Raw genomic sequence first — 20,958 nt, 5'->3', positions numbered from 1 at the left:
ATTTTTCAGCTCACTTTTTTAAATGGCTTCCGCAATTTTTTCGTGGTTGATGCCGAGTCACTGCGCTACTTCGCACTGACTTATTGCCACCGCCCCACTTGGTGAAGAGCCGCTACTGGCCGCTTTGCGACTGTCGCCCTCCTACCTAAGTACACTGCCATCGCAGATAAATAGTGGCGCTATTCATCATACATATCTTCTTCGCTTATCCAGTATTCAACATCTGCGATAACGATTTCTCGGAGCCATTGAACAAAACTTTGCTTGATTTCGGAATATCGGAGCGGCTCATTGAGTTCTAGCTTTTTTGCAAAAGACAGGTGCATGCTAACAACCTTGTCCTCAATTTTTCCATCTCGTACGACAAAGAATGCATAGTCATCCATGTCCTGACGCCGGGCAAATAAATATACGTCGAAATCGGCGCCAGTTTCGACCTTAAAAGCTCGCGTCGCGAATTGGTTTTCAACACAGTTCGGCGCTTCTTTCACCGAAAAATCGGTGTCAATGAAGTACCAAGGCTGCCATTTCGTCAAACCTTTGGCTAGGAACCAGCGATACGAAAGAGGAAAATAATTATTGTTCATTCCACGGACCGCGAATATAGTTGACTGGGACGGCATCTGTGAGCCAAACGCCATTCTGAGATAGATAAAATAGGTGACCATCCGCGCTCATTGCCTTTGCATCTATAATCAGCACGATAGGCTTGCCATGGCGCACACCAACATGTTCCGCGACACTTGCGTCGCTTGATAGATGTACTTGCTGCCGCTGTGCTGAATGCAGGCCGCTCAATTCGATGGAAGGTAGAAAACGACTTGCTGTGCCATGGTATAGCGTATCTGGCGGCACTATCGGTTCCAAGCCCAGAGAAACGCTTACTGAATGGCCTTGGTTGGCCCGAATCCGCAAACCATCACGACTCAACGCAAAACGTTGCTTGTCGCTTTCGGCGACGATGGCTTCAATTGTTTGTCGGTCAAAGCTTTGGCCGTTAGCATTGGCCAATTTGACCAATTCATCTATTGACGCCCAGCCTTCCCCATCCAGGGCAAGGCCGATTTGTTCAGGTTTGTGGCGAAGCACCAGACTGAGAAACTTACTGCCCGATTCAAATTTCTTCTGACCGCTATTCATCGTTTCGTTCTCTGTTCTCCGGAATCATACATCGTTCCTGCCACGATTCCAGACCGTCATAAATCGTAGTAGCTGGCCAACTCAATTGTTGACGCCCCTGTCTGCATATATATAGGTTACCGCTGCCGAAGAAAAATAGTATCCATAATGAATCAATAGCCGCTATGGGGAAAACGCTCATCCGACCGCTTCTGGCCGATTTCCGACCGTAGACAATTCAAGGCTGAATGATTTGGATCGCGCACTACAATTCATTAGTCTTCTATCGCGGCTAAGCCGTTACGCATTTTTTCTTTGAGACCGTCGAGCATCTGCTGAAGCACTTCCGGCGGGTGTCCAGTCCAATCATTCACCTTACCGACGATTCGCACGGGGTGCCGTGTACGGTAGGATTGTGTAGGGTTACCGACAAATCGCTTATTTGTCAGGTTTGGGTCATCTTCAAAGGTACCTGTGGGTTCGACGATATAAATGTTGCCACGCTCCTCCATGCCGGCAAGCGAGGTAGACAATTCCGCGCCCCAGACAGCCGGCTCTAAGAGGGCCGTGAAATATACGTTGTTTGAGACCCGCCCCTCCTCGAAGTTGGATGCGAAACCTGGCACTAACAGCTCACCTATTTCGAGATGGTATTTAGTCCCATGGTAAAAGGGCCCCGTCACGTTACTACAGCTCTCATGGGTGACTGGGCTCCAATCTTGATTGCTCATACGCGCATCTCCTGAAAGTGTCATTTTTGGCGCAACGCCGATTTTTGCATAACTGCATCAATACAGCCACAGTTTCGCCTCTCAACGTAGCCACCCATGCGCATTCCAAAGTGGCCGCCGTCAGTTGCTCTTAAATGAAGCAGCCCCACGAAAGTCAGGACGATTCAAAGAACCCTTCGGGACAGTGACTTCTGCAACTCAGTGCACGCCGCATTATGAGCACAACTAATGATTCCATGAGATCAAATCATTTTTATTCATCGATGGCGCAGCATAAAATTCGTCTCCGATATCGACAATGTCAAGACTGCTGAATCAAAAAACCAGAAAAGAACATCGGGAAGTACGGAAAAAAGCAAGAAGTAACCGCAGGTTTTATCTCAGAAATTAGGGCGCCAGATCACAATGAGTAAAGAGTTTACATTTGCCATCAAGAGCATTTGTTTCGATGAGGATTATCGTCCTTCAGACAATACGCGTATCACAACCAACTTTGCTAATTTGGCCAGGGGGGAGAGTCGCCAAGAGAACTTGTGCAACACCTTCAGGATGATTGACAATCGGTTCAATGCCTTGGCGCATTGGGATAATCCCAAAGGTGATCGTTATACCGTCAAACTTGAGATCATTTCCGTTGAAATGAATATTGATGGCGAAAGCAGTGGCAATGCCCTCCCCTTGATTGAAATATTGAAGACGAATATTGTTGATCGAAAAACCAACGAACGCATTGAGGGCATCGTAGGAAATAATTTCTCCTCTTACGTGCGAGATTATGACTTTAGCGTGCTACTGCTGGAGCACTCCAAGAATCAGCCCGAATTCAGCACTCCAGACAATTTTGGAAGTCTGCATGGAAAGCTGTTTAAGTGCTTCGTGAATTCAGACGCTTACAAAGATCATTTCAATAAGCCGCCCGTTATATGCCTGAGCGTTTCGAGTAGCAAGACCTATCATCGGACTGAAAATCAGCATCCTGTATTGGGCGTCGAATACCAACAAGATGAATATTCTCTAACGGACGAATATTTCAAAAAAATGGGGCTGAAGGTTCGCTACTTCATGCCTCCGAATAGTGCTGCGCCTTTGGCTTTTTATTTTTCCGGCGATTTGCTTGGTGATTACACCAATCTTGAGCTGATCAGCACCATCAGCACGATGGATACCTTCCAAAAGATTTACCGGCCTGAGATTTACAACGCCAATTCTCCGGCAGGAAAATCCTATCAACCAAATTTGAAGCACCAGGATTATTCATTAACTCGAATTGTCTATGACCGAGAAGAGCGCAGCCGGCTGGCTATTGAGCAAGGAAGGTTTGTTGAAGAGAATTTCATCAAGCCATACCAAGCTGTTCTTACGCAATGGTCCGCTAATTACGCTCTTTGACGAATCAAAAACATAAGGTCATCTATTGTGAAAAAATTGTTACCCACATCAACTGCTGGCAGCTTACCTAAACCCTCTTGGCTTGCACAACCCGAAACACTTTGGTCACCTTGGAAATTGCAAGATGAGGGCTTGATCGAGGGCAAACAAGATGCTTTGCGTTTGTCACTGCAGGAACAGCAACACGCGGGTATTGATATCGTCAGTGATGGCGAACAAACACGCCAACATTTTGTTACCACGTTTATTGAACACCTCAGCGGCGTTGATTTTGAAAACCGTAAGACCGTTAGAATTCGTGATCGCTATGATGCGAGCGTGCCGACGGTCGTTGGTGCCGTCGCTCGCCAGAAGCCGGTCTTTGTTGAGGATGCCAAGTTTTTACGTCAGCAAACCAAGCAACCCATCAAATGGGCTTTGCCGGGTCCCATGACCATGATCGATACGCTTTATGATAACCATTATAAAAGTCGTGAAAAACTGGCTTGGGAATTCGCCAAAATCCTCAATCAAGAAGCCAGGGAGTTAGAGGCAGCTGGTGTCGATATCATCCAATTTGATGAGCCAGCATTCAATGTCTTCTTTGATGAGGTGAATGATTGGGGAGTTGCCACATTAGAAAAGGCGATTGAAGGACTTAAGTGTGAAACTGCTGTCCATATTTGCTATGGCTATGGCATCAAAGCCAATACAGATTGGAAAAAGACGCTGGGCTCAGAGTGGCGACAATATGAAGAAGCTTTTCCCAAGCTGCAAAAATCCAGTATCGATATAGTCTCACTGGAATGTCACAACTCTCATGTTCCAATGGATCTGATTGAACTCATTCGAGGTAAAAAAGTGATGGTCGGCGCCATTGATGTGGCAGCCAACACCATTGAAACACCCGAGGAAGTAGCCAATACCCTACGAAAAGCACTTCAATTTGTAGATGCCGACAAGCTCTACCCTTGCACCAACTGCGGCATGGCTCCCTTATCTCGCGAAGTGGCAAGAGGCAAGCTAAATGCTTTGAGTGCAGGCGCAGAAATCGTCCGCAGAGAACTCTCAAACTGATTCTGAGGCGGAAAATGGCCGTCGTGAGCTGCTCGCGACGGCCAAACGCGAAGAATGGAGTGGGCGATTTGGTCGGTTTTGATCGATGGGTCGCTTGCAACATTGGCAAAGGCTGAAGTCAGCCAACATAACCGGACTACTCCAGGCCGTCCTTAACACTTTCGATCTGCACCCAGTATCTAGTACCTACTATGTCACTTTCTAGTTCTGCTATCGAGCCATTGAGCTTTCGCGAAGCGCTCGGGCACTACGCATCCGGTATCACGGTGATTACATCACACATCGATGACGAGCCGATTGGCTTCACTTGCCAATCGTTCCATAGTGTGTCGATGAATCCGCCGCTGGTTTCATTCAGCGTCATGTCCAGTTCGGCCAGCTATCCCAAAATTCGCCAGGCAGGTCGATTCGCAGTGAATATCCTGTCAGATGAGCAAGTCAAGATTTCCAACCAATTCGCTCGGCGAGGCGCGGACAAGTGGCACGAAGTCGAATGGCGGGAATCGCCGCTGGGGAATCCGATCATTGTCGGCAGCCTGCACTGGCTTGATTGCGAAATTCACGCCGAACACGCCGCGGGTGATCACCTGATCGTGATTGGTGAAGTGAAAGCGTTAAACCTGCAAGAAGCTGCTGCTACGCAGCCATTACTGTATTACAAAGGACAATATTGCAACCTCGCCGCGCATAGCACGGTTTGAGCGCTTACCTCTGCCGCCATCTTTTCCGCTTCAATCAATCGGGAGCCTTACCATCTCCGTGATTACTCTTGCCGCCGGAGCCGAAATACCACTACCTAGGCGGGACGAGGTGGCGATCATTCCCTGGGGTTCGATTCAGCGCCCTGCCGTCGAATCTTCCGGCTCGAACCATTCAGGCCAGGAACTGCGGTGCCTGTTGCCCGCTCCGATACAAGGAATTAACGTCTGCGCCAGTACAGGTAGCTGATTGGCAGATTTGGCAATCCGGTATTTGACACTGTGCACGCACTCCCGATCGCCAAATTCGCAGCGATTGAGCCGGGTACCGCCGCAGGGACCGTTCGCCAGGCCTTTCGGGCATGTCTCGGGGCACACGTAGAGGGTCTGTTGCAAGCGGCAGCTGCCGCAGGTATCGCAGCCGACCAGCGGCCGTTTGACTGTCCGTTCGACAGCGTGTAGCGCATTCGCAGCCACGCCGACCTTCCAGATAGGGCGCGTCATGCTCCAGCCCATAGCTCTGCTGAGCCATCCCGTGCGACTGAAAAACTGGCCATGTACCGTAGAAAGCAGCAGGTATCGCAGGCGCTCCCGCCGCGTGGCGGTGACATCGGATTGCCCCATTTCCCAGGCAGCGTTTTCGGGGACGAAGCATACCTGGGGCGCCCCAGGCATCTGCCAACTTGCATGCCATCGGTTGATCCAATCGGCCAGTGAAGTCATGCTGTCGCGCTGCTCGGTGATCGCCTGCTCCAACGACAGTAGTTCGTCCAGCGTATGCACCCCGGACACATGAACACCGGCATAACCCATCAATTGCAGGCCGACTATCTGCAGGGCCAGGCGCTCAAGGCTGCGTGCGCTGGCATAGGCCTGGGATACCTGCTGCTCCCTGCCCAACAGCTCGCGCATGGATTCGGTGATGACGATGCCGGGCACGGCTTGCAGAACGGCCGCGCGCTTGTCGGTCAGGCGCATCACACAGGCCAGCATGGGTTTCATCTGCAGCTGAGTGCGCATCCAGGTCTGGGCTTCCATATGCTTGGCGGCGTCGAAACCCAGTTGCAAGGTAAAAAAATCAGCGCCAGCCAGAAGCTTTTTCTGCCCTTTCAGATACTGTGCGCCGCCTTCTTCTTCGCGGTATTTGAACGGATTCAATGCCGCGCCCAAAAACCAGTCCGGGCAATGCTCACGGGCTATCTGCAGCGCGGGTACCGACTCCAGATAGCGCACTGCCGCCTGATCAGGATGGTGGCCCGGCAAGCGATCACCACTGAGCAGCAACAACTGCTCCAGACCACGGGCCTTCATCGACGCCATCTGAAGCAGCAAGTCTGCACGCTCACGATCCTTGCCTGAAAAGTGCAGCAAGGATGAGGCCGGATCCCCTAATGCCCCGGCACCTTCCAGGGGGCTTAGGTCCGAGTGCAGGCCGACACGATCGGCGAAGGCTGGCAGTAACGGCCAGCCTGCCAGGTGCCCGCGTTGCAGGATTTGTTCAAGCGCAGCCAAACGCGAAGGAGACTGTTGAGGAACGATCTCTAACACGCAGACGAAGCGTCTTTCGTTCAGCGCCTGTTTTAATTTACTCAAGGCAGCACAGGTATGACCAAAACTCAGTCCTCGGCCGCAGCATCTTCATCGCCGTAAAACTTGACGCCAAGCTGGATGCGTTCGCGGCCGCTTTCCTGACGGTGCCGATTTGTGTCGCGCAAAGAATAGACGCAACCGCAATACTCCTGTTGATAGAAGTTCTCGCGCTTGCTGATCTCGATCATGCGCGCCGACCCGCCGCCTTTGCGCCAGTTGTACTCCCAATACAGCATGTCCGGATAGTGCGAAGTTGCACGCACGCCGCAATCATTGATCTGCTGCATGTCCTTCCAGCGCGAGATACCCAGCGAGCTGGTGATGACCGGGAAACCATGTTCATGGGCATACAGCGCCGTGCGCTCAAAACGCATGTCGAAACACATGGTGCAGCGGATACCGCGCTCCGGTTCATTTTCCATGCCTTTGGCGCGTTCAAACCAATTGTCGCGATCATAATCGGCGTCGATGAAGGGAATGCCAAATTCTTCAGCAAAGCGGATGTTTTCCTGCTTGCGCAGTTCGTATTCTTTTAGTGGATGGATGTTGGGGTTGTAAAAGAAGATCGCGAAGTCGATGCCGGACGCCTGAATGGCTTCCATCACTTCGCCCGAACAGGGAGCGCAGCAGGAATGCAGCAGCACCTTGTTGTGCCCGCCGGGCAAGGCCAGCCGCTTGCGTTCGGTTGTGGATGCCATGAGAACTCTCCATGAAATGCGCCCGCACTCGCCGGACTGGGTAACCCGGCATTATCGCCCTCGGCCTGGCCTCATGAACATGGATATGTTTTCATGGTTTTATGAATAATATTCATAGGACTTGTCACCAGGACGGATCAAGCGACGACGGGCCTCTTCGCCTGCTCGATGAAAGCCCGCAGATAATCGATGCTCACATCAGCCTCGCGTGCGCCCAGGTAGATGTTCTTGGCAATACCGTTCTTGCCGAGCCGAACCGGAACCACATCCATCGTGTCCGCGTATTCCTGCACCAGCCAGCGCGGTAGAGCTGCCACGCCGCGTCCGCTGGCCACCATCTGCAACATGATGTCGGTGGTCTCGATGGCTTTATGGCGCTTGGGCGTGATACCGGCCGGCGTGAGGAACATACTGTAGATGTCAAGACGATCCACCGGCACTGGGTAAGTCACCAGCACCTCGTTGGTCAACTGTTTGGGCTTGACGTACTCCTCCTTGGCGAGCTTGTGGCTGCCGGCTACGACCAACACTTGCTCGTAGTCGAACACTGGCTCGAACACCAGGCCGGGCTTGTCCAGCGGATCGGGCGTGACCAGCAAATCGATTTCATAACCGAACAAGGCACCGATGCCGCCAAACTGGAATTTCTGCTTCACATCCACGTCAACATCCGGCCACGCCGCCAGGTAAGGCGACACCACCTTCAGCAACCACTGGTAACAAGGGTGGCACTCCATGCCAATGCGCAGCGCGCCACGCTCGCCCTGAGCGAACTGGCGTAAGCGTTCTTCCGCCAATGCCAACTGCGGTAGCACCCGGTTGGCCACGGCCAGCAGGTATTGCCCGGCCTGGGTCAAGCGCAGGCTGCGGCCTTCGCGCAGCCAGATATCGGTGCCCAGCTGCTGCTCCAGCTTCTTCATGCTGTGGCTTAATGCCGACTGCGTCACGTGCAGGACGCCCGCAGCCGCGGTCAGCGAACCTTGCTTTTCCACCTCTTGGACGATGGATAAATGAATACGATCAAGCATAATAGATGAGTAAAATTCATATTTTTTTAAGATAAAGTCATTTTACTTCATCATTTAGTCATTGCCAGCCTGATATCCAAGTTGCGCCGGCATGGATCCTTATGCGGTTGTTGCATCACCCGCAGGAAACACCGGCTCTCCCAGATTCAGCATCAGCCGGTTGGCCCAGGCAAAGATCGCCACCGAGTGGATCAGGTCGAGGATTTCCAGTTCATTCAAGCCGACTTCTTTCAACGCCTCGATGCTGGCGGCGTTCAGTTCGCCCGGGGCATCGGTGAGTTCGGCGGAGAATTTGGAGATTGCCTGTTCGCGCGCATTGATGCCGGCCTGGTACGGATCGTCGAACACCTGCTGCACGGTGTCGTTGCGCTTGGCGAGTTGTTCGAAACGCTGGGCGTGGACCGATGCGCAGTAGACGCAGCCGTTGATGCGCGACACCACCATCGCACCCAACTCGCGTTCGGCGCGCGACATGCCGCCCGGAGCGTACATGATGGCGTTGAAGGCAGCCGAACGTTGGCGCAGGATATCCGGCTGGTGACCCAGGAACAGATAATAGTCTGAGGTCTTGGCCTTGGGATGGCTTTCTTCCAGCACCTTGACCTGGTCTTCGGTGGCGCTGCCGAGATCGATCACGTCCAGCCATGCATCCCATTCCAGCACTTCATTGGTGAAGCCGTGCGATTTGATGATGCTGCTCATGCTTGCTCCTTGTGGGATGACGGTGCGGATCGTGCGGCCAATTCGAGCGCTTTCAGGCCGGCTACCACGCGCACTTGATACGAAATGAAGGCGATCAGCTGCGACAGCGCCACCACGGCAGGTGTGCTGATGCCGGCGGCGGGCAGGCTCTGCAGGACTTCTTTATCGCCCTCGACCGGGCGCTGCGTCAAGGCGCGGGCAAAATTCAGCATGGCGCGCAGGCGGCCGGCTGGCAGTTGCTCCGGTTGCCCTTCTGCTGCTGCGGCCAACTGCTCTGCATCCACCGTCACCGTCGCCAAGCGCGCACGGTAATGCGCCACCAGGTCGCTCGCGCCGCTGAGCCGGCATGCATACAGCGCCACCAGCAAGCGTTCGTCCAGGCCGATGTCTGCCAGGGCTGGATCGAACAAGGTGTCATAGCTGCCTTGGGTTGCAGCGGCAACTTTCTCGCGCTGATGGCGCAGCGCGTGGGTCGCGCTACCGGGCTGCAGGCCGACCAGCTTGTCGATGACGTCTTTGTCGATGACGTCTTTGTCGATGACGTCTTTGTCGATGACGTCTTTGTCTATTTTGTAGGTGTGCGTCGTCATGAGGTTTCCTTTTTAGAAGTATGTGCAGCAAGCGCATGCTGCAGGAACGCCAGCGCCTGTTGCCAGGAATGCCGGTCGGCTTCAGCATTTGGCGCCGGCTGGCCGCCGCCGGTGCTGATGCGTCCGGATACCGGATGGGCGTAACTGAGCTGGGTGGTCGGAACATAGGGAAACAGGATCGAATGCCCGGCATCCTGGTAATCCTGCCACTCGACCGGATACGGATGGCCGGCCTCTTTGAGCTTGTCGCTGACCATTTTTGAATACAGGCTGGATGGCCAGGAACCGTCGTCGCCGGCGGAGAACAGCATTACCGGCGCCTGGATTTTTTCTACCGGGATGCGCGCCCGCGCTACTGCCTCTTCATCCTGCAAAGCGGTCAACATTGCCAGCGCATGCCGGTGTGGCGGTGGTCCTTCATCGAACGGCTGCCAACTGGCGGTGCGATTGTTTTGCCATTGGTGCGGCAAGGGTTGGCCGTTCAAGAGCCAGGTCGGCCCTTCCCGTCCTATCGCCGGATCGGCGGCGTTCTGGCCGCTATGCACCAGTGCGCTCGGCACGTAGGCCAGCACTGCCGATACCTGCTCCGGAAAGGTTGCGCCGAGCAACAGCACTAACTCACCGCCACGCGACTGGCCGCTGATGGCGACGAAATCCGATTGCGGCTTCAGGTTGTGCCTGATCCAATCCAGGCCAGACTGGAAATACTCCAGCGGCGTGTTGGAGATGTAATCCGACAAGCCCGGCGCCTTGAAATACGCCAGCGCCAACGCCGCGTAACCGCGTGAGGCATACAACGCGGCACGCGCCTCGTTGATGCCGCCGCCTGAGCCGTTGAGTATCATGATGGCCGGATGCGGACCGTCGCCGGCCGGCAGGAACAGTGTGCCGACCAGACCTTGCTCGCGCAATGGACGGCGTGTCACGCCTGCGGCACACAGGCGCTGCACCAGTTCGGCATCGGCGCTGCGCTCGCCGGCTTTGGCGGTCAAGGTGGTCACGAGCGGTTCCTGTACATCCGCATGGAACACCTCGCGCCGACCAGGCTGCTGCGGCGTTTGCGACCACAACAGTCCCATCGCCAAGACGCCCGAATAATCACCCTCCACCGCCTCGGCCAGCGTCAGGTCCACCTGCCCCTGTGCATCGGCCACAAAGCAGGCGCGGCTATGCCACGGGACACCGGCGCGCAAGGTGCTACTGCCGATTTCCACCCGCTCGCCCGCCGCAGCGCCACGAACGACTATGCGGCGCGGGACGTCAATCAGGTCGTCGGCCGGGCTGACGCTGATTTCAAGCTTCGACATCGCCGCCCTCCTTTGCCTGCCGCAAACACTGGCCGGACATCTTATTTCTTCCCATCCTGGGTCACCATCATGGCTGTGGTGCGGTCGCTGCTGACCGGCGTGACCTTCAAGCCTTTTTTTGCCGCCCAGATATTCTGGTAGTGATACAGCGGGATGATGCCGGCATCGTCGGAAACGATCTTGGCCGATTGGCGCAGGATGGCTTCACGTTTCGCCACATCGAATTCGGCAGTGGAATCGGCAAGCGCCTTGTCGACCGCCGGATTGCTGTAATGGCCCCAGTTCGAAGCGCCCAGCCCCTTTTTCGCATCGACGGTCGCCAATACGTTCACCAGCGCGTAACTGGCTTCACCGGTGCCATTGCCCCAGGCCAGCATGCTGACCGCGAATTCATTCTTGTTGGCGCGCGTCGAGTAGGAAGCCCATGGCACGACTTCCACCTGGGTCTTGATGCCGATGCGGGTCCAGAATTGCGCGATGGCTTGCGCGGTTTCCGGCGCTTGCGGATAGCGATCATTTGGCGCATGGATCGTCAGCTTGAAGCCTTGCGGGAAGCCGGCCTCAGCCAGCAGTTTCTTGGCCTGGACGACATCGTTCGGAATATTCTTGATGTCCGGGTTGTAGCCGAAGGTATCGGCCGGCATCCATTGATTGGCTTCAGTGGCGGCGCCTTGCAGGATACGGTCGACCAGCGCCTTGCGGTTGATTGCCAGCGACAAGGCCTGGCGCACGCGCACGTCGAGCAATGGATTCTTTTCCAGCGGCTTGCCGTTGTTGTCGGTGATATAAGGGTTCGGCCCCGGATGGAAGCTCGGCTGCAGCAACAACACGCGCAAGCCGTTGTATGGGAACACCTTGACGTTCGGCGACTGCTTCAACCGGCTCAGATCCGATACCGACACCTTGTCGATCACGTCGACATCGCCGGACAGCAAGGCTGCAGTGCGCGCCGCGGCGTTATTGATGTAGCGGTAATTGACCTTTTCCCATATCGGCTTTTCGCCCCAGTAGCTGCTGTTGCGCTCCATCACAACCCGGTCACCCGGCGTATAGGCAACGAATTTGTAAGGGCCGGTGCCGACCACGGCAGCGCCGCTGTTGTAATTCTCCGTGGCCGATTTTTCACCGACATGCTTGCTGACGATGTGCACCGACGCCAGGTTCAGCGGCAGATCGGGATTCGGGATGTTGGTCTTGATGACCAATGTCAGCGGATCCTTGGCGGTCACCGATTCAACCGTGCGCAGATAACCGGCAAAAGTCGCCACGCTGCCGGGCACATTGCGGGCGCGCTGGTACGAAAAAATCACGTCGGCGGCAGTAAACGGCGTACCGTCCTGCCATTTGACGTTGTTGCGCAGCTTGAACTCCCAGGTCTTGGGATCGATATTCTTCCAGCTCACGGCCAGGCCGGGTTGCAGCTTGTTGTAGTTGTTTTCAACCAGCAGATCCCAGAAATGCAGGTCGACCGAGCGGTCGCCGGCATGATTGTTCAGTTGCGGATCGAGCGACGACAATGGATCGGCAAAGGCGATATTCAGCGTCTGGGCCTGGATCTGCGCGCTGGCGGCGGCGCCCAGCAAAGCGACAGCCAGCAGGCTGGAAAGGAGCGTTTTTTTCATCTGCATCATCCTCGGTTAGTGTTCATTATTGAAGTGCATCATTGCTGTATCAAACATCGCAAACATCGTTCAAATGGCAGGCGCTGCGGTGCCCGGGGGCTATTTCTTTCAGCACCGGCACTTCTTCCCGGCAGCGCTGCATTGCATGTGGACAGCGCGGGTTGAAATGGCAACCGGCTGGCGGATGCAATGGACTTGGAATCTCGCCCTTGATCGCCGTGAACAGCTTGTTGCGCGCCTGCAGCCGCGGCACTTCCGCCAGCAGCGCTTGCGTGTAGGGATGATTGGCGCGCGCGAACAAGTCATCGACAGTCGCCGTCTCGACAATCCGGCCGAGATACATGATCACCACACGGTCCGAGACATGTTCGACCGCGCCGAGATCGTGGCTGATGAACAGATACGTCAACCCCAACTGCTCGCGCAAATCCATGAACAAATTCAATATCTGCGCCTGGATCGACACATCCAGCGCGGCAACAGCCTCATCGCACACCAGCATCTGCGGCTGCACCGCCAGCGCACGGGCGATGCCGATGCGCTGACGCTGGCCGCCGCTGAACTGATGCGGATAACGATCGCGCAATTGCGGATCGAGCCCAGCTTGCAGCATTTGCGCGCACACATAATCGTCCAGCCCGGCCTTATCGACCTTGCCGTGGATCAGTGCCGCTTCGCCGACGATCTGGTCGACCCGCAAGCGCGGGTTCAGGCTGGCGTACGGATTCTGGAAGATCATCTGTATCTTGAGTCGGGCAGCGTGTTCGCCGCGCGCATTCAACTCCCGACGATCCTCGCCATCAACCAGCACCTGCCCAGCCGACGGCTGTAGCAAGCCGCTGACGATGCGGCCCAAGGTCGATTTGCCGCAGCCTGATTCACCGACCAGGCCGACCACTTCACCCGGCATGACTCGCAAGTCGATGCCATCCAGCGCCTGGGTAACGGCAGCCGGCTTGAGCCAGCCGCGCGCCTGCAACAGGTTTTCAAACGGCCGCGGCTTGCGCTCGCCGAAACGCTTGCTGACGCTGCGGGTTTCTATCAGCGGTGTGTTGTTATCCATGATTCACCTCGCTTGTGCCGCTCGACGCCGAGGACAGTGCCGGATGGAAGCAACGGACAAAATGCGCGCTAACCGGTTCGCTGATTTCCGGCCGTTGCAGGCAACGTTCGCTGGCGCGTTCGCAACGCGCGGCGAATGCGCAGGCATCCGGCAAATCCAGCAGATTCGGCGTCATGCCGGGAATCTGGCGCAGCCGCTGTCCGCGCCGGTTATTGCTGGGAAGGCTGCCAATCAAACCTTGCGTGTAAGGGTGCAGCGGTTGGTCGAGCACCTCGGAGACGCTGCCTTGCTCGACAATACGGCCCGAATACATGACCGCAATTTCATCGGCCAGCCCAGCCACCACCGATAGATCGTGGGTGATCCAGATCAACGCGGTGCCGTGCAGGCGGGCCAGGTTTTGCACTTCCGACAAGATCTGCGCCTGGATGGTGACATCCAATGCGGTGGTCGGCTCGTCGGCGATGATCAGGTCCGGCTTGTGCAGCATCGCAATGGCGATCGCCACGCGCTGGCGCATGCCGCCCGACAATTGGTGCGGATAGGCGCGTAACCGTTCTTCCGGGCTGGCGATGCCCATCATGCCCAGGGTTTCGCGCGCCAACTCACGAGCCTGCGCGCGACTGACCTTGCTGTGCGCCAGCACCGCGTCAACCATTTGCGCCTCGACGTTCAATACCGGGTTGAGGGTCATCATCGGATCCTGGAAAATCATCGCGATGCGGTTGCCTTGCAACTGACGCAATGCGCGCTTATCCAGCGTCAGCAAATCCTGCCCCTGAAACAGTATCTGGCCGCCGACCACTCGTCCGGGTGGATCGAGCAGGCCAAGGATCGAGAAGCCGGTAACGGTCTTGCCCGAACCCGATTCGCCCACCAGGCCAAGAATGCGGCCGCGTTCCAGGCGCAGCGAGACATCGTCGACCGCCGGCAGGACGCCTTCGCGGGTAAAGAAATGGGTGCGCAGGTTGCGCACTTCCAGCGTTGGCGGAGTGTTCTGTGGCGCAGTCATTTCTGCCACCTCGGATTCATCACGTCACGCAGGCGGTCGCCAACCAGGTTGATGGCGACAATTACGATCAACAAGGCAATGCCCGGATAAAAACTGATCCAGTATTCGCCGGAAAGCATGTATTGATAGCCGTTGGCAATCAGCAGCCCCAGCGACGGTTGGGTAATCGGCACGCCCAGTCCGAGGAAACTAAGGGTCGCTTCCAGCATGATGGCGCGCGCAATCTGCAAGGTGCCGACCACGATCAGCGGCGGCAGACAGTTCGGCAGGATATGGTGAACCATGATGCGCCAGCCCGATATATCCAGGCCACGCGCCGCTTCGACATATTCCTTCTGCCGCTCGACCAGCGCCTGGCCACGCGCGGTGCGAGCGTAATAGGCCCACTCCAGCACCACCAGCGTCGCCATCACGTTGAAGATGCCCTTGCCGAGATAGGCCAGGATCAGCATCGACACCAATATCGATGGAAACGACAGCACCAGGTCGGCCAGCCGCATCAGCAAGGCGTCAACCTTGCCGCCGGCATACGCTGCCAGCAAACCAATCAAGGTACCAATTACACCTGCGATCAGCGCCGAACCGACGCCGATGCCGACGCTGATGCGCAAGCCGTAGAGGATGCCGGAATACAGGTCACGGCCCTGGCCGTCGGTGCCCAGCCAATAGGTATAAGTGCCGAGGCCATTGATGGTGCCGGGCGGAAGGCGCGCATCCAGCACGTCCAACTGCATCAGGTCGTAGGGATTTTGCGGCGTCAGCCACGGTGCGGCCAATGCCGCAATCATCAATGCCAACGCCACCGCCAGGCCCAGCATGGCCGATTTCGACGACAGGAAATCGCGTACGATGCGACGCCATGGCGATTCGCGGCGTGGCGCCACAGCTTGCACCTTGATCTTGGCCAGTGCTTCCGGCAATGCCTGTTTGACTGGCGTGTTCATGCCTTGATCTCCACCCGCACGCGCGGATCCAATAGCTTGTACAACACGTCCACCAGCAGGTTGAGCGTGACGAACAGGCAGACAATCACCATCATGTAGGCCACGATGACCGGCCGGTCGAGCGCATTGATGCTGTCCAGGATCAGCTTGCCGGCGCCGGGCCAGGCGAAGATGCTTTCAGTGACGACGGCGAAGGCGATGGTCGATCCCAGCTCCAGCCCAAGCACCGTCACCAGCGGGATCATGGTGTTGCGCAGCACGTACATCAGCACCACGCGCAGCGGCGACAAGCCTTTGGCGCGGGCGAATTTGACGAAATCCATCGGCAACACTTCGCGCACGTTGGCGCGCGTCAGCCGGATCACCAGCGAAATCTTGAATAGCGACAGGTTCAGCGCCGGCAGGATCAGGTGGCGCAGGCCGTCGGCCGTCAACCACGACCATTGGATGCCGAACAATGACGCCGTTGCGCCGCGCCCGCCGGATGGCAGCCAGCCCAACGATACGCTGAACGCCATGATCAGCATCAGGCCGATCCAGAAAGTCGGCAGCGAAAATCCAAGGATGCTGCCGGTCATGACCAGCTTGGAGAACCAATTGTCCGGGAACAGCCCTGCCAGCAAACCAAGTGGAATGCCGATCAGCACCGCCAGGATCAACGCCGCGAAAGCCAGTTCCAGGGTCGCCGGCAAGCGCTGGAAAATCAGCATGATTGCCGGTTCGTTGTAGACGAAACTGTTGCCAAGATTGCCGTGCACCGCGCCGTTCAGGAAACTCAGGTACTGGCGCCAGATCGGCTGATCCAGGCCAAGCTGGTGAATGATACGCACGCGGTCGACCTGGTCGACATCCTGGCCGATCAGGATATCGACCGGATTGCCGATCATGTGCAAGCCGAAAAAGACGATCACCGTCATCAGCAGCACGACCATCAGCGCCTGCAGCACGCTGCGCAGGATGGCGCCGCTCATCGTTGTTCCTCCGGCGTCGGCTCGGCTGGCAGCCATTCGTCGCCCAGCAATTCAGGCTCGTTGTAATTCTGCATATTCAGGTAATGCGTGTCGATGTTTTCTCGATACAGCAATGCCGCGATGCCTTGCGCCAGCCTTTGCGCGCCATCGCTGATTGCCGGAATATCGCCGGACAGGCTGCCGTGGCTGAGCGCAGCCGGATAGCAGAAGCAATGCACGCGCTCCAGGCCTGGCAAGCCACCCGCCTGCTTTTGCTGGAATTCGAACGCCATTCCCAAATCGGGCGAGTCTGCCAACTCGGCATCTTCGTCGCCTGCTGGCGGCGTATAACGGTCGCTCCAGTTGCGGATATGCGGCGCGATGGCGGCAAACTCGGGACGGATGGTCCAGTCGATGCGAAAGCCGGTGGAAAAAATCAGGAAATCGAGATCAAACACGCCACGTGTGGTGCTCACCCGCATGCCCTGCTCGCCGACAGCGATATCGTTGATTGCCGCGCCGAGGATGAAACGCGCATTCGGGAATTTCGATACCCGTTGCACGCTGGCGCTTGGCGGCGGCGTTTGTTGGACGTTGATGTAGTGACGGATGCGCCATTTCCATTCGTCCGGCAAATACAGATGGCCATTGGTCAGGCCCGGATTGCCAGCGCCCTTGCCCTTGTTGACGCGCGGCAGTTCCTTGCGGCGGATCAGCAGATCGACCTTGGCTGCGCCCGCTTCCAGCGCCGTCGCCGCACTGTCCATCGCCGACGCCCCGGCGCCGATGACGCCGACCCGCAGACCGGCCAAGCTGCTGTAATCCAGGTCGTCGGCAGAATGCGCCCAGCGCTGGCGCGGCAAGTCCGCAGCGAACGATGGCAGATAGGCGCCGCCCAGGCCATCGCGGCCGGTGGCCAGCACAACCCGCCGCGCCAAGACCGTTGTTACGCCGGCAGGTGTGGCGACGCGCAGCTCAACCACGCCATCGGCGCGCGGCAGTATCGCTTCAACGCGATGTTCGTTGCGGACATCCAACGCCAGCACGCGCCGGTACCAGCGCAAATAATCCATCCATTGCAGGCGCGGGATCTTGTCCAGCGCCTCCCATGCCTCCAATCCGAACTGCGCTTCAAACCAGGCGCGGAAAGTCAGCGCGCCAAAGCCCAGCGCCGGGCCGGTGAGTTTTTTCGGCGAACGCAGCGTTTCCATGCGCGCCGTGGTGGCCCAAGGCCCCTCGAAACCGGCCGGCGACTGATCGAAAATCACCGCGCCGATGCCGATATGATTCAGCGAGACTGCCGCAGCCATGCCCGCCTGGCCACCGCCGATGACGGCGACATCCAGCACCAGCTGGCCATCCAGCGTCAGCGGCGGCACCCAGGATTTGGCCGGCAGGTCCAGCCAGGCCAGATCCTGCTGCAGCCGGGCTTCCAATGCCGCCAGTCCGGCGGCTGAAGAAAATGTAGGTTGGCTCACTGCGGTGCTCCGTTATTAGCTGACTGAAGTAATCGGTGGGTACGCATGACATCGATTGGTACAGGTTGATCGGGGCAGCTCATAGCAAATCATCATGCTGCTCGGCGTCGCGCTTGACGAAACCGTGCAGGATATTCCTGGCGGCACTTTCCAGCGCCGCGATCATGGCCTGTGTCACGCCATCGATAGGCTTGCCGTACGGCGTGACGACGCCGAAATAGAATGGGATATTCACTGCCAGCGGCTTCACCGCCAGGCCGGCGATCGGCATGCCGAGTGCGGTCATCGGCTCCACCAGCGCCACACCGAGGCCAGCATGGGCCGCCATGATGGCGTTGAACGAGGTGTTGGTTTCTATCGCCACATCCAATGCGCTACCGTTGCCGAGCGCGCTGTCGATGCGTTGGCGCAACCGGTAGCGATTCGACATGGTGATGATGCGTTGACCGTGGAGCATGTCGGCTGTCACAACGTCGCAGTCAGCCAACCGGCTGTCGGCGCGCACCACGGCAACGCAAGGCGCCTCGCCGATCCAGTGCAGATCCAGCCCGCGATGGGCGATCGGCAAGCTGGTCAGGCCGAGGCTGACGGTGCGGTGTAGCACCGAATGGACAACCTGTTCGGCAGAAGCGCTGCGCAGATGGATGTGTTCGGGCAAGCCTTGGGCTTCCACCAATTTCAAGGCCATGGGCGCAATGGTCGAGGCCAGCGCCGGCGTTGCCACCAGATGGATCGGCTGCTGTTCATCGCGGCCAATCTCCGCCGCTCGCTCGCGTATCGTGCGCAAACCGACCAGCGAGCGCTCCACTTCTTCATACAGCAAGAAGGCTTTGTCAGTCGGCGTGACACGTGGACCGTTGCGGTCGAACAGTGCGTAGCCGAGCTCGCTTTCCAGATCCTGGATCGCCTTGCTGACGGCCGGCTGCGAACGCCCCAGGCTGCGTCCGGCGCCAGTGACGCTGCCGATGGTCATGACGGCCGAGAAGGCTTCCAGTTGGTTGATATCCATGAGTGCTTGTTATATACGTTTATCGAATTATATGACTGCATGTATTCGATTTAAGTATAATCATTTCGCATAAGCTAATGCAAAAAAAATCGGCGGTGAAACCAGAAGTTACGTTTATTGTCACAATGGCCGACCCTGTCACTTTGCAGGCGACCAGCCGAGAAACTGTCAATAAATGCATATAGAAATGAAATATCATTCGCTTTCCAAATATCGGTTTTATCGTAAGCTAAACACATTTCCCCATCCGGATTTCCTGCCATGAATGCATCAAGTGCCTGTACCAGCGTAGTTCCCGACACCCAATCCACAGCGTTGCAATTGCCTATCTATCTCGACTATTCGGCGACCACGCCGGTCGATCCGGCGGTTGCCGTCAAGATGTGCGAATACCTGACAGAGAAATTCGGCAATCCAGCCAGCAGCTCGCATGCATTCGGCTGGGAAGCCAAGGCAGCAGTGGAAAAGGCAAGGCGGCAGGTAGCGGCACTGGTCGGCGCGCAAGCCAACGAAATCGTCTGGACTTCCGGCGCCACCGAATCGAACAACCTGGCACTGAAAGGCGCCGCCCACGTCTTGCGTGAACGCGGCCGCGGGCGTCACCTGGTGACCATGAGCACTGAACACAAGGCCGTGCTCGACACCATGCACACCCTGGAGCGAGAAGGTTTTGAAGTGACTTACCTGCAGCCGCAGCCCAATGGCCTGGTCGATCTGGCGGTATTCAAGGCAGCCTTACGCGCCGACACCATCATCGCTTCCGTGATGATGGTCAATAACGAAATCGGCGTGATCCAGCCGATTGCCGAGCTGGGTGAAATCTGCGCCGAGCGCGATATCGTATTTCACGTCGACGCCGCACAGGCCGCCGGCAAGGTGGCCATCGACCTGAAGGCATTGAAGGTCAACCTGATGTCGTTCAGCGCGCACAAGATCTACGGCCCGAAAGGCATAGGCGCCCTCTTCGTACGCCGCGATCCGGCACTCAAGCTGGAAGCGCAGATCGACGGCGGCGGCCATGAAAACGGCATGCGCTCGGGCACCCTGGCTACACACCAGATCGTCGGTATGGGTGAAGCGTTTGACCTGGCAGCGCAACTGATGGATAGCGAAAGCCTCCGCATCCGCGAGCTGCGCGATCGCTTGTGGAATGGTTTGCGCGATTGTCCAGGGGTTGTCTTGAATGGCGACCCGCAACAGCGCGTGCCACACAACCTGAATCTCAGTTTCGACATCGGCGGCAACACGCCGATTGCAGCGCAGTTGTTCGATATCGCAGTCTCGGCCGGTTCCGCCTGCAATTCGGCCAATGCTGCGCCATCCTATGTGCTGTCAAGCCTGGGACGCACGGATGCGCTGGCGCGCAGCGCGATCCGCTTTTCATTGGGGCGCTACACCAGTGCACAGGAAGTCGACTATACGGTCGCGACACTGAAGCAATTGCTGCTTCCGCAGGCGGTTGCAGCTGCCTGACCCTCTCCGCCCAGACCCCAGCGTCTGGGCGCCCTGCTGACATTTTGCCCGTCAACCGCGTGCCTTGCATTGACGGGCGGTATGTTAGCTACCGCACAGATCTCGCCTTCATCCCGCTTGTATGCTGACTGCATTGCCGTCACGCTCAATGGGAGACGCTCCATGCACATCGCTAAAAAATTCATGCTGATCGCTTTCGCTGCGCTCATGCTACCCGCCATGACTGGCTGTTCCTCGACCGCTGTCGGCGCTGGTGTCGGTGCGGTGGGTGGCGCCGTGCTGACGGGCGGCAGTGCCGTCGGCACTGTAGGCGGCGCGGTGGTCGGCGGCGTCATCGGCCATGGGATGTAATTCGCCTGTAGCTGACCTGTAGTTGACTAGTAGTGCACCCGCTACTGCTTGGCGCCCTGTCAACCGAATACCGTTGCCGACGTTATAAGATAACGCCGCGTCACCAACGCGGCTAATGGATTCCAACCAATGGAAGGAATAAAAATGA

At 57.1% G+C, this 20,958-nt stretch carries 21 protein-coding genes; 5 read left to right on the top strand and 16 right to left on the bottom strand.

What is annotated here, in order from left to right:
- Positions 1-179: 179 nt before the first annotated feature.
- The 3 genes from ACIPF8_RS22650 to arr all read right to left on the bottom strand — a co-directional run bounded on the left by ACIPF8_RS22650 (position 180) and on the right by arr (position 1,850).
- Positions 180-587: a hypothetical protein gene (locus ACIPF8_RS22650; protein WP_400425727.1), complete on the bottom strand. Its 408-nt coding sequence runs from the start codon at positions 585-587 to the stop codon at positions 180-182.
- The gene (locus tag ACIPF8_RS22645; protein ID WP_400425725.1) at positions 577-1,140 is read right to left on the bottom strand and encodes an RNA 2'-phosphotransferase; all 564 of its coding nucleotides are present in this window, start codon (positions 1,138-1,140) and stop codon (positions 577-579) included. The genes ACIPF8_RS22650 and ACIPF8_RS22645 overlap by 11 nt, the downstream gene beginning before the upstream one ends.
- Before the next feature lie 254 nt (positions 1,141-1,394).
- A complete protein-coding gene (arr, locus tag ACIPF8_RS22640) occupies positions 1,395-1,850 on the bottom strand; it encodes an NAD(+)--rifampin ADP-ribosyltransferase (protein WP_400425723.1) in 456 nt (151 codons plus the stop codon).
- A 405-nt stretch (positions 1,851-2,255) separates the two neighbouring features.
- Between arr and ACIPF8_RS22635 the strand changes: the two genes are divergently transcribed.
- From ACIPF8_RS22635 to ACIPF8_RS22625, 3 genes are all read left to right on the top strand, one after another.
- On the top strand, positions 2,256-3,239 hold the full coding sequence (locus tag ACIPF8_RS22635) for a DUF1852 domain-containing protein (protein WP_400425721.1): 984 nt from the start codon (positions 2,256-2,258) through the stop codon (positions 3,237-3,239).
- Between the two features lie 27 nt (positions 3,240-3,266).
- A complete protein-coding gene (locus tag ACIPF8_RS22630) occupies positions 3,267-4,295 on the top strand; it encodes a methionine synthase (protein WP_400425718.1) in 1,029 nt (342 codons plus the stop codon).
- 191 nt (positions 4,296-4,486) lie between these two features.
- Entirely contained in the window at positions 4,487-4,996 is a 510-nt protein-coding gene (locus ACIPF8_RS22625) for a flavin reductase family protein (protein WP_400425715.1), read from the top strand.
- A 135-nt stretch (positions 4,997-5,131) separates the two neighbouring features.
- Here the strand turns inward: ACIPF8_RS22625 and ACIPF8_RS22620 are convergent, their stop codons facing one another.
- From ACIPF8_RS22620 to ACIPF8_RS22560, 13 genes are all read right to left on the bottom strand, one after another.
- Positions 5,132-6,586: a methylenetetrahydrofolate reductase C-terminal domain-containing protein gene (locus ACIPF8_RS22620; RefSeq protein ID WP_400425712.1), complete on the bottom strand. Its 1,455-nt coding sequence runs from the start codon at positions 6,584-6,586 to the stop codon at positions 5,132-5,134.
- Positions 6,587-6,609: 23 nt separating this feature from the next.
- Positions 6,610-7,281: an epoxyqueuosine reductase QueH gene (locus ACIPF8_RS22615; RefSeq protein ID WP_400425709.1), complete on the bottom strand. Its 672-nt coding sequence runs from the start codon at positions 7,279-7,281 to the stop codon at positions 6,610-6,612.
- 137 nt (positions 7,282-7,418) lie between these two features.
- Positions 7,419-8,309: a LysR substrate-binding domain-containing protein gene (locus ACIPF8_RS22610; RefSeq protein ID WP_400425707.1), complete on the bottom strand. Its 891-nt coding sequence runs from the start codon at positions 8,307-8,309 to the stop codon at positions 7,419-7,421.
- A 99-nt stretch (positions 8,310-8,408) separates the two neighbouring features.
- Positions 8,409-9,011: a peroxidase-related enzyme gene (locus ACIPF8_RS22605; RefSeq protein ID WP_400425704.1), complete on the bottom strand. Its 603-nt coding sequence runs from the start codon at positions 9,009-9,011 to the stop codon at positions 8,409-8,411.
- Positions 9,008-9,601, bottom strand: coding sequence for a CMD domain protein (locus ACIPF8_RS22600; RefSeq protein ID WP_400425701.1), 594 nt, complete (start codon positions 9,599-9,601; stop codon positions 9,008-9,010). The genes ACIPF8_RS22605 and ACIPF8_RS22600 overlap by 4 nt, the downstream gene beginning before the upstream one ends.
- Entirely contained in the window at positions 9,598-10,908 is a 1,311-nt protein-coding gene (locus ACIPF8_RS22595; RefSeq protein WP_400425698.1) for an acyl-CoA thioester hydrolase/BAAT C-terminal domain-containing protein, read from the bottom strand. The genes ACIPF8_RS22600 and ACIPF8_RS22595 overlap by 4 nt, the downstream gene beginning before the upstream one ends.
- A gap of 41 nt (positions 10,909-10,949) precedes the next feature.
- Entirely contained in the window at positions 10,950-12,530 is a 1,581-nt protein-coding gene (locus ACIPF8_RS22590; protein WP_400425695.1) for an ABC transporter substrate-binding protein, read from the bottom strand.
- Between the two features lie 49 nt (positions 12,531-12,579).
- A complete protein-coding gene (locus tag ACIPF8_RS22585) occupies positions 12,580-13,593 on the bottom strand; it encodes an ABC transporter ATP-binding protein (RefSeq protein WP_400425692.1) in 1,014 nt (337 codons plus the stop codon).
- Positions 13,586-14,605, bottom strand: coding sequence for an ABC transporter ATP-binding protein (locus ACIPF8_RS22580; RefSeq protein ID WP_400425689.1), 1,020 nt, complete (start codon positions 14,603-14,605; stop codon positions 13,586-13,588). Before ACIPF8_RS22580 ends, ACIPF8_RS22585 begins: the two co-directional genes overlap by 8 nt.
- Entirely contained in the window at positions 14,602-15,549 is a 948-nt protein-coding gene (locus ACIPF8_RS22575) for an ABC transporter permease (protein WP_400425686.1), read from the bottom strand. The genes ACIPF8_RS22580 and ACIPF8_RS22575 overlap by 4 nt, the downstream gene beginning before the upstream one ends.
- A complete protein-coding gene (locus ACIPF8_RS22570; RefSeq protein WP_061533470.1) occupies positions 15,546-16,520 on the bottom strand; it encodes an ABC transporter permease in 975 nt (324 codons plus the stop codon). Before ACIPF8_RS22570 ends, ACIPF8_RS22575 begins: the two co-directional genes overlap by 4 nt.
- Positions 16,517-17,977 carry an NAD(P)-binding domain-containing protein gene (locus tag ACIPF8_RS22565; RefSeq protein WP_400425682.1) on the bottom strand — a complete coding sequence of 487 codons (1,461 nt, stop codon included), beginning with the start codon at positions 17,975-17,977 and terminating at the stop codon, positions 16,517-16,519. The genes ACIPF8_RS22570 and ACIPF8_RS22565 overlap by 4 nt, the downstream gene beginning before the upstream one ends.
- Before the next feature lie 79 nt (positions 17,978-18,056).
- Complete coding sequence (locus ACIPF8_RS22560) at positions 18,057-18,986, bottom strand: LysR family transcriptional regulator (protein WP_400425679.1); 930 nt, start codon at positions 18,984-18,986, stop codon at positions 18,057-18,059.
- A gap of 261 nt (positions 18,987-19,247) precedes the next feature.
- Between ACIPF8_RS22560 and ACIPF8_RS22555 the strand changes: the two genes are divergently transcribed.
- Complete coding sequence (locus ACIPF8_RS22555) at positions 19,248-20,459, top strand: IscS subfamily cysteine desulfurase (protein WP_400425677.1); 1,212 nt, start codon at positions 19,248-19,250, stop codon at positions 20,457-20,459.
- A gap of 162 nt (positions 20,460-20,621) precedes the next feature.
- Complete coding sequence (locus ACIPF8_RS22550) at positions 20,622-20,810, top strand: hypothetical protein (RefSeq protein ID WP_400425674.1); 189 nt, start codon at positions 20,622-20,624, stop codon at positions 20,808-20,810.
- Positions 20,811-20,958 lie beyond the last annotated feature (148 nt).

The organism is Collimonas sp. NPDC087041 (genome assembly GCF_044745265.1).
Taxonomy (GTDB): domain Bacteria; phylum Pseudomonadota; class Gammaproteobacteria; order Burkholderiales; family Burkholderiaceae_D; genus Collimonas.
This window is presented reverse-complemented; position numbering and strand designations above follow the sequence as displayed.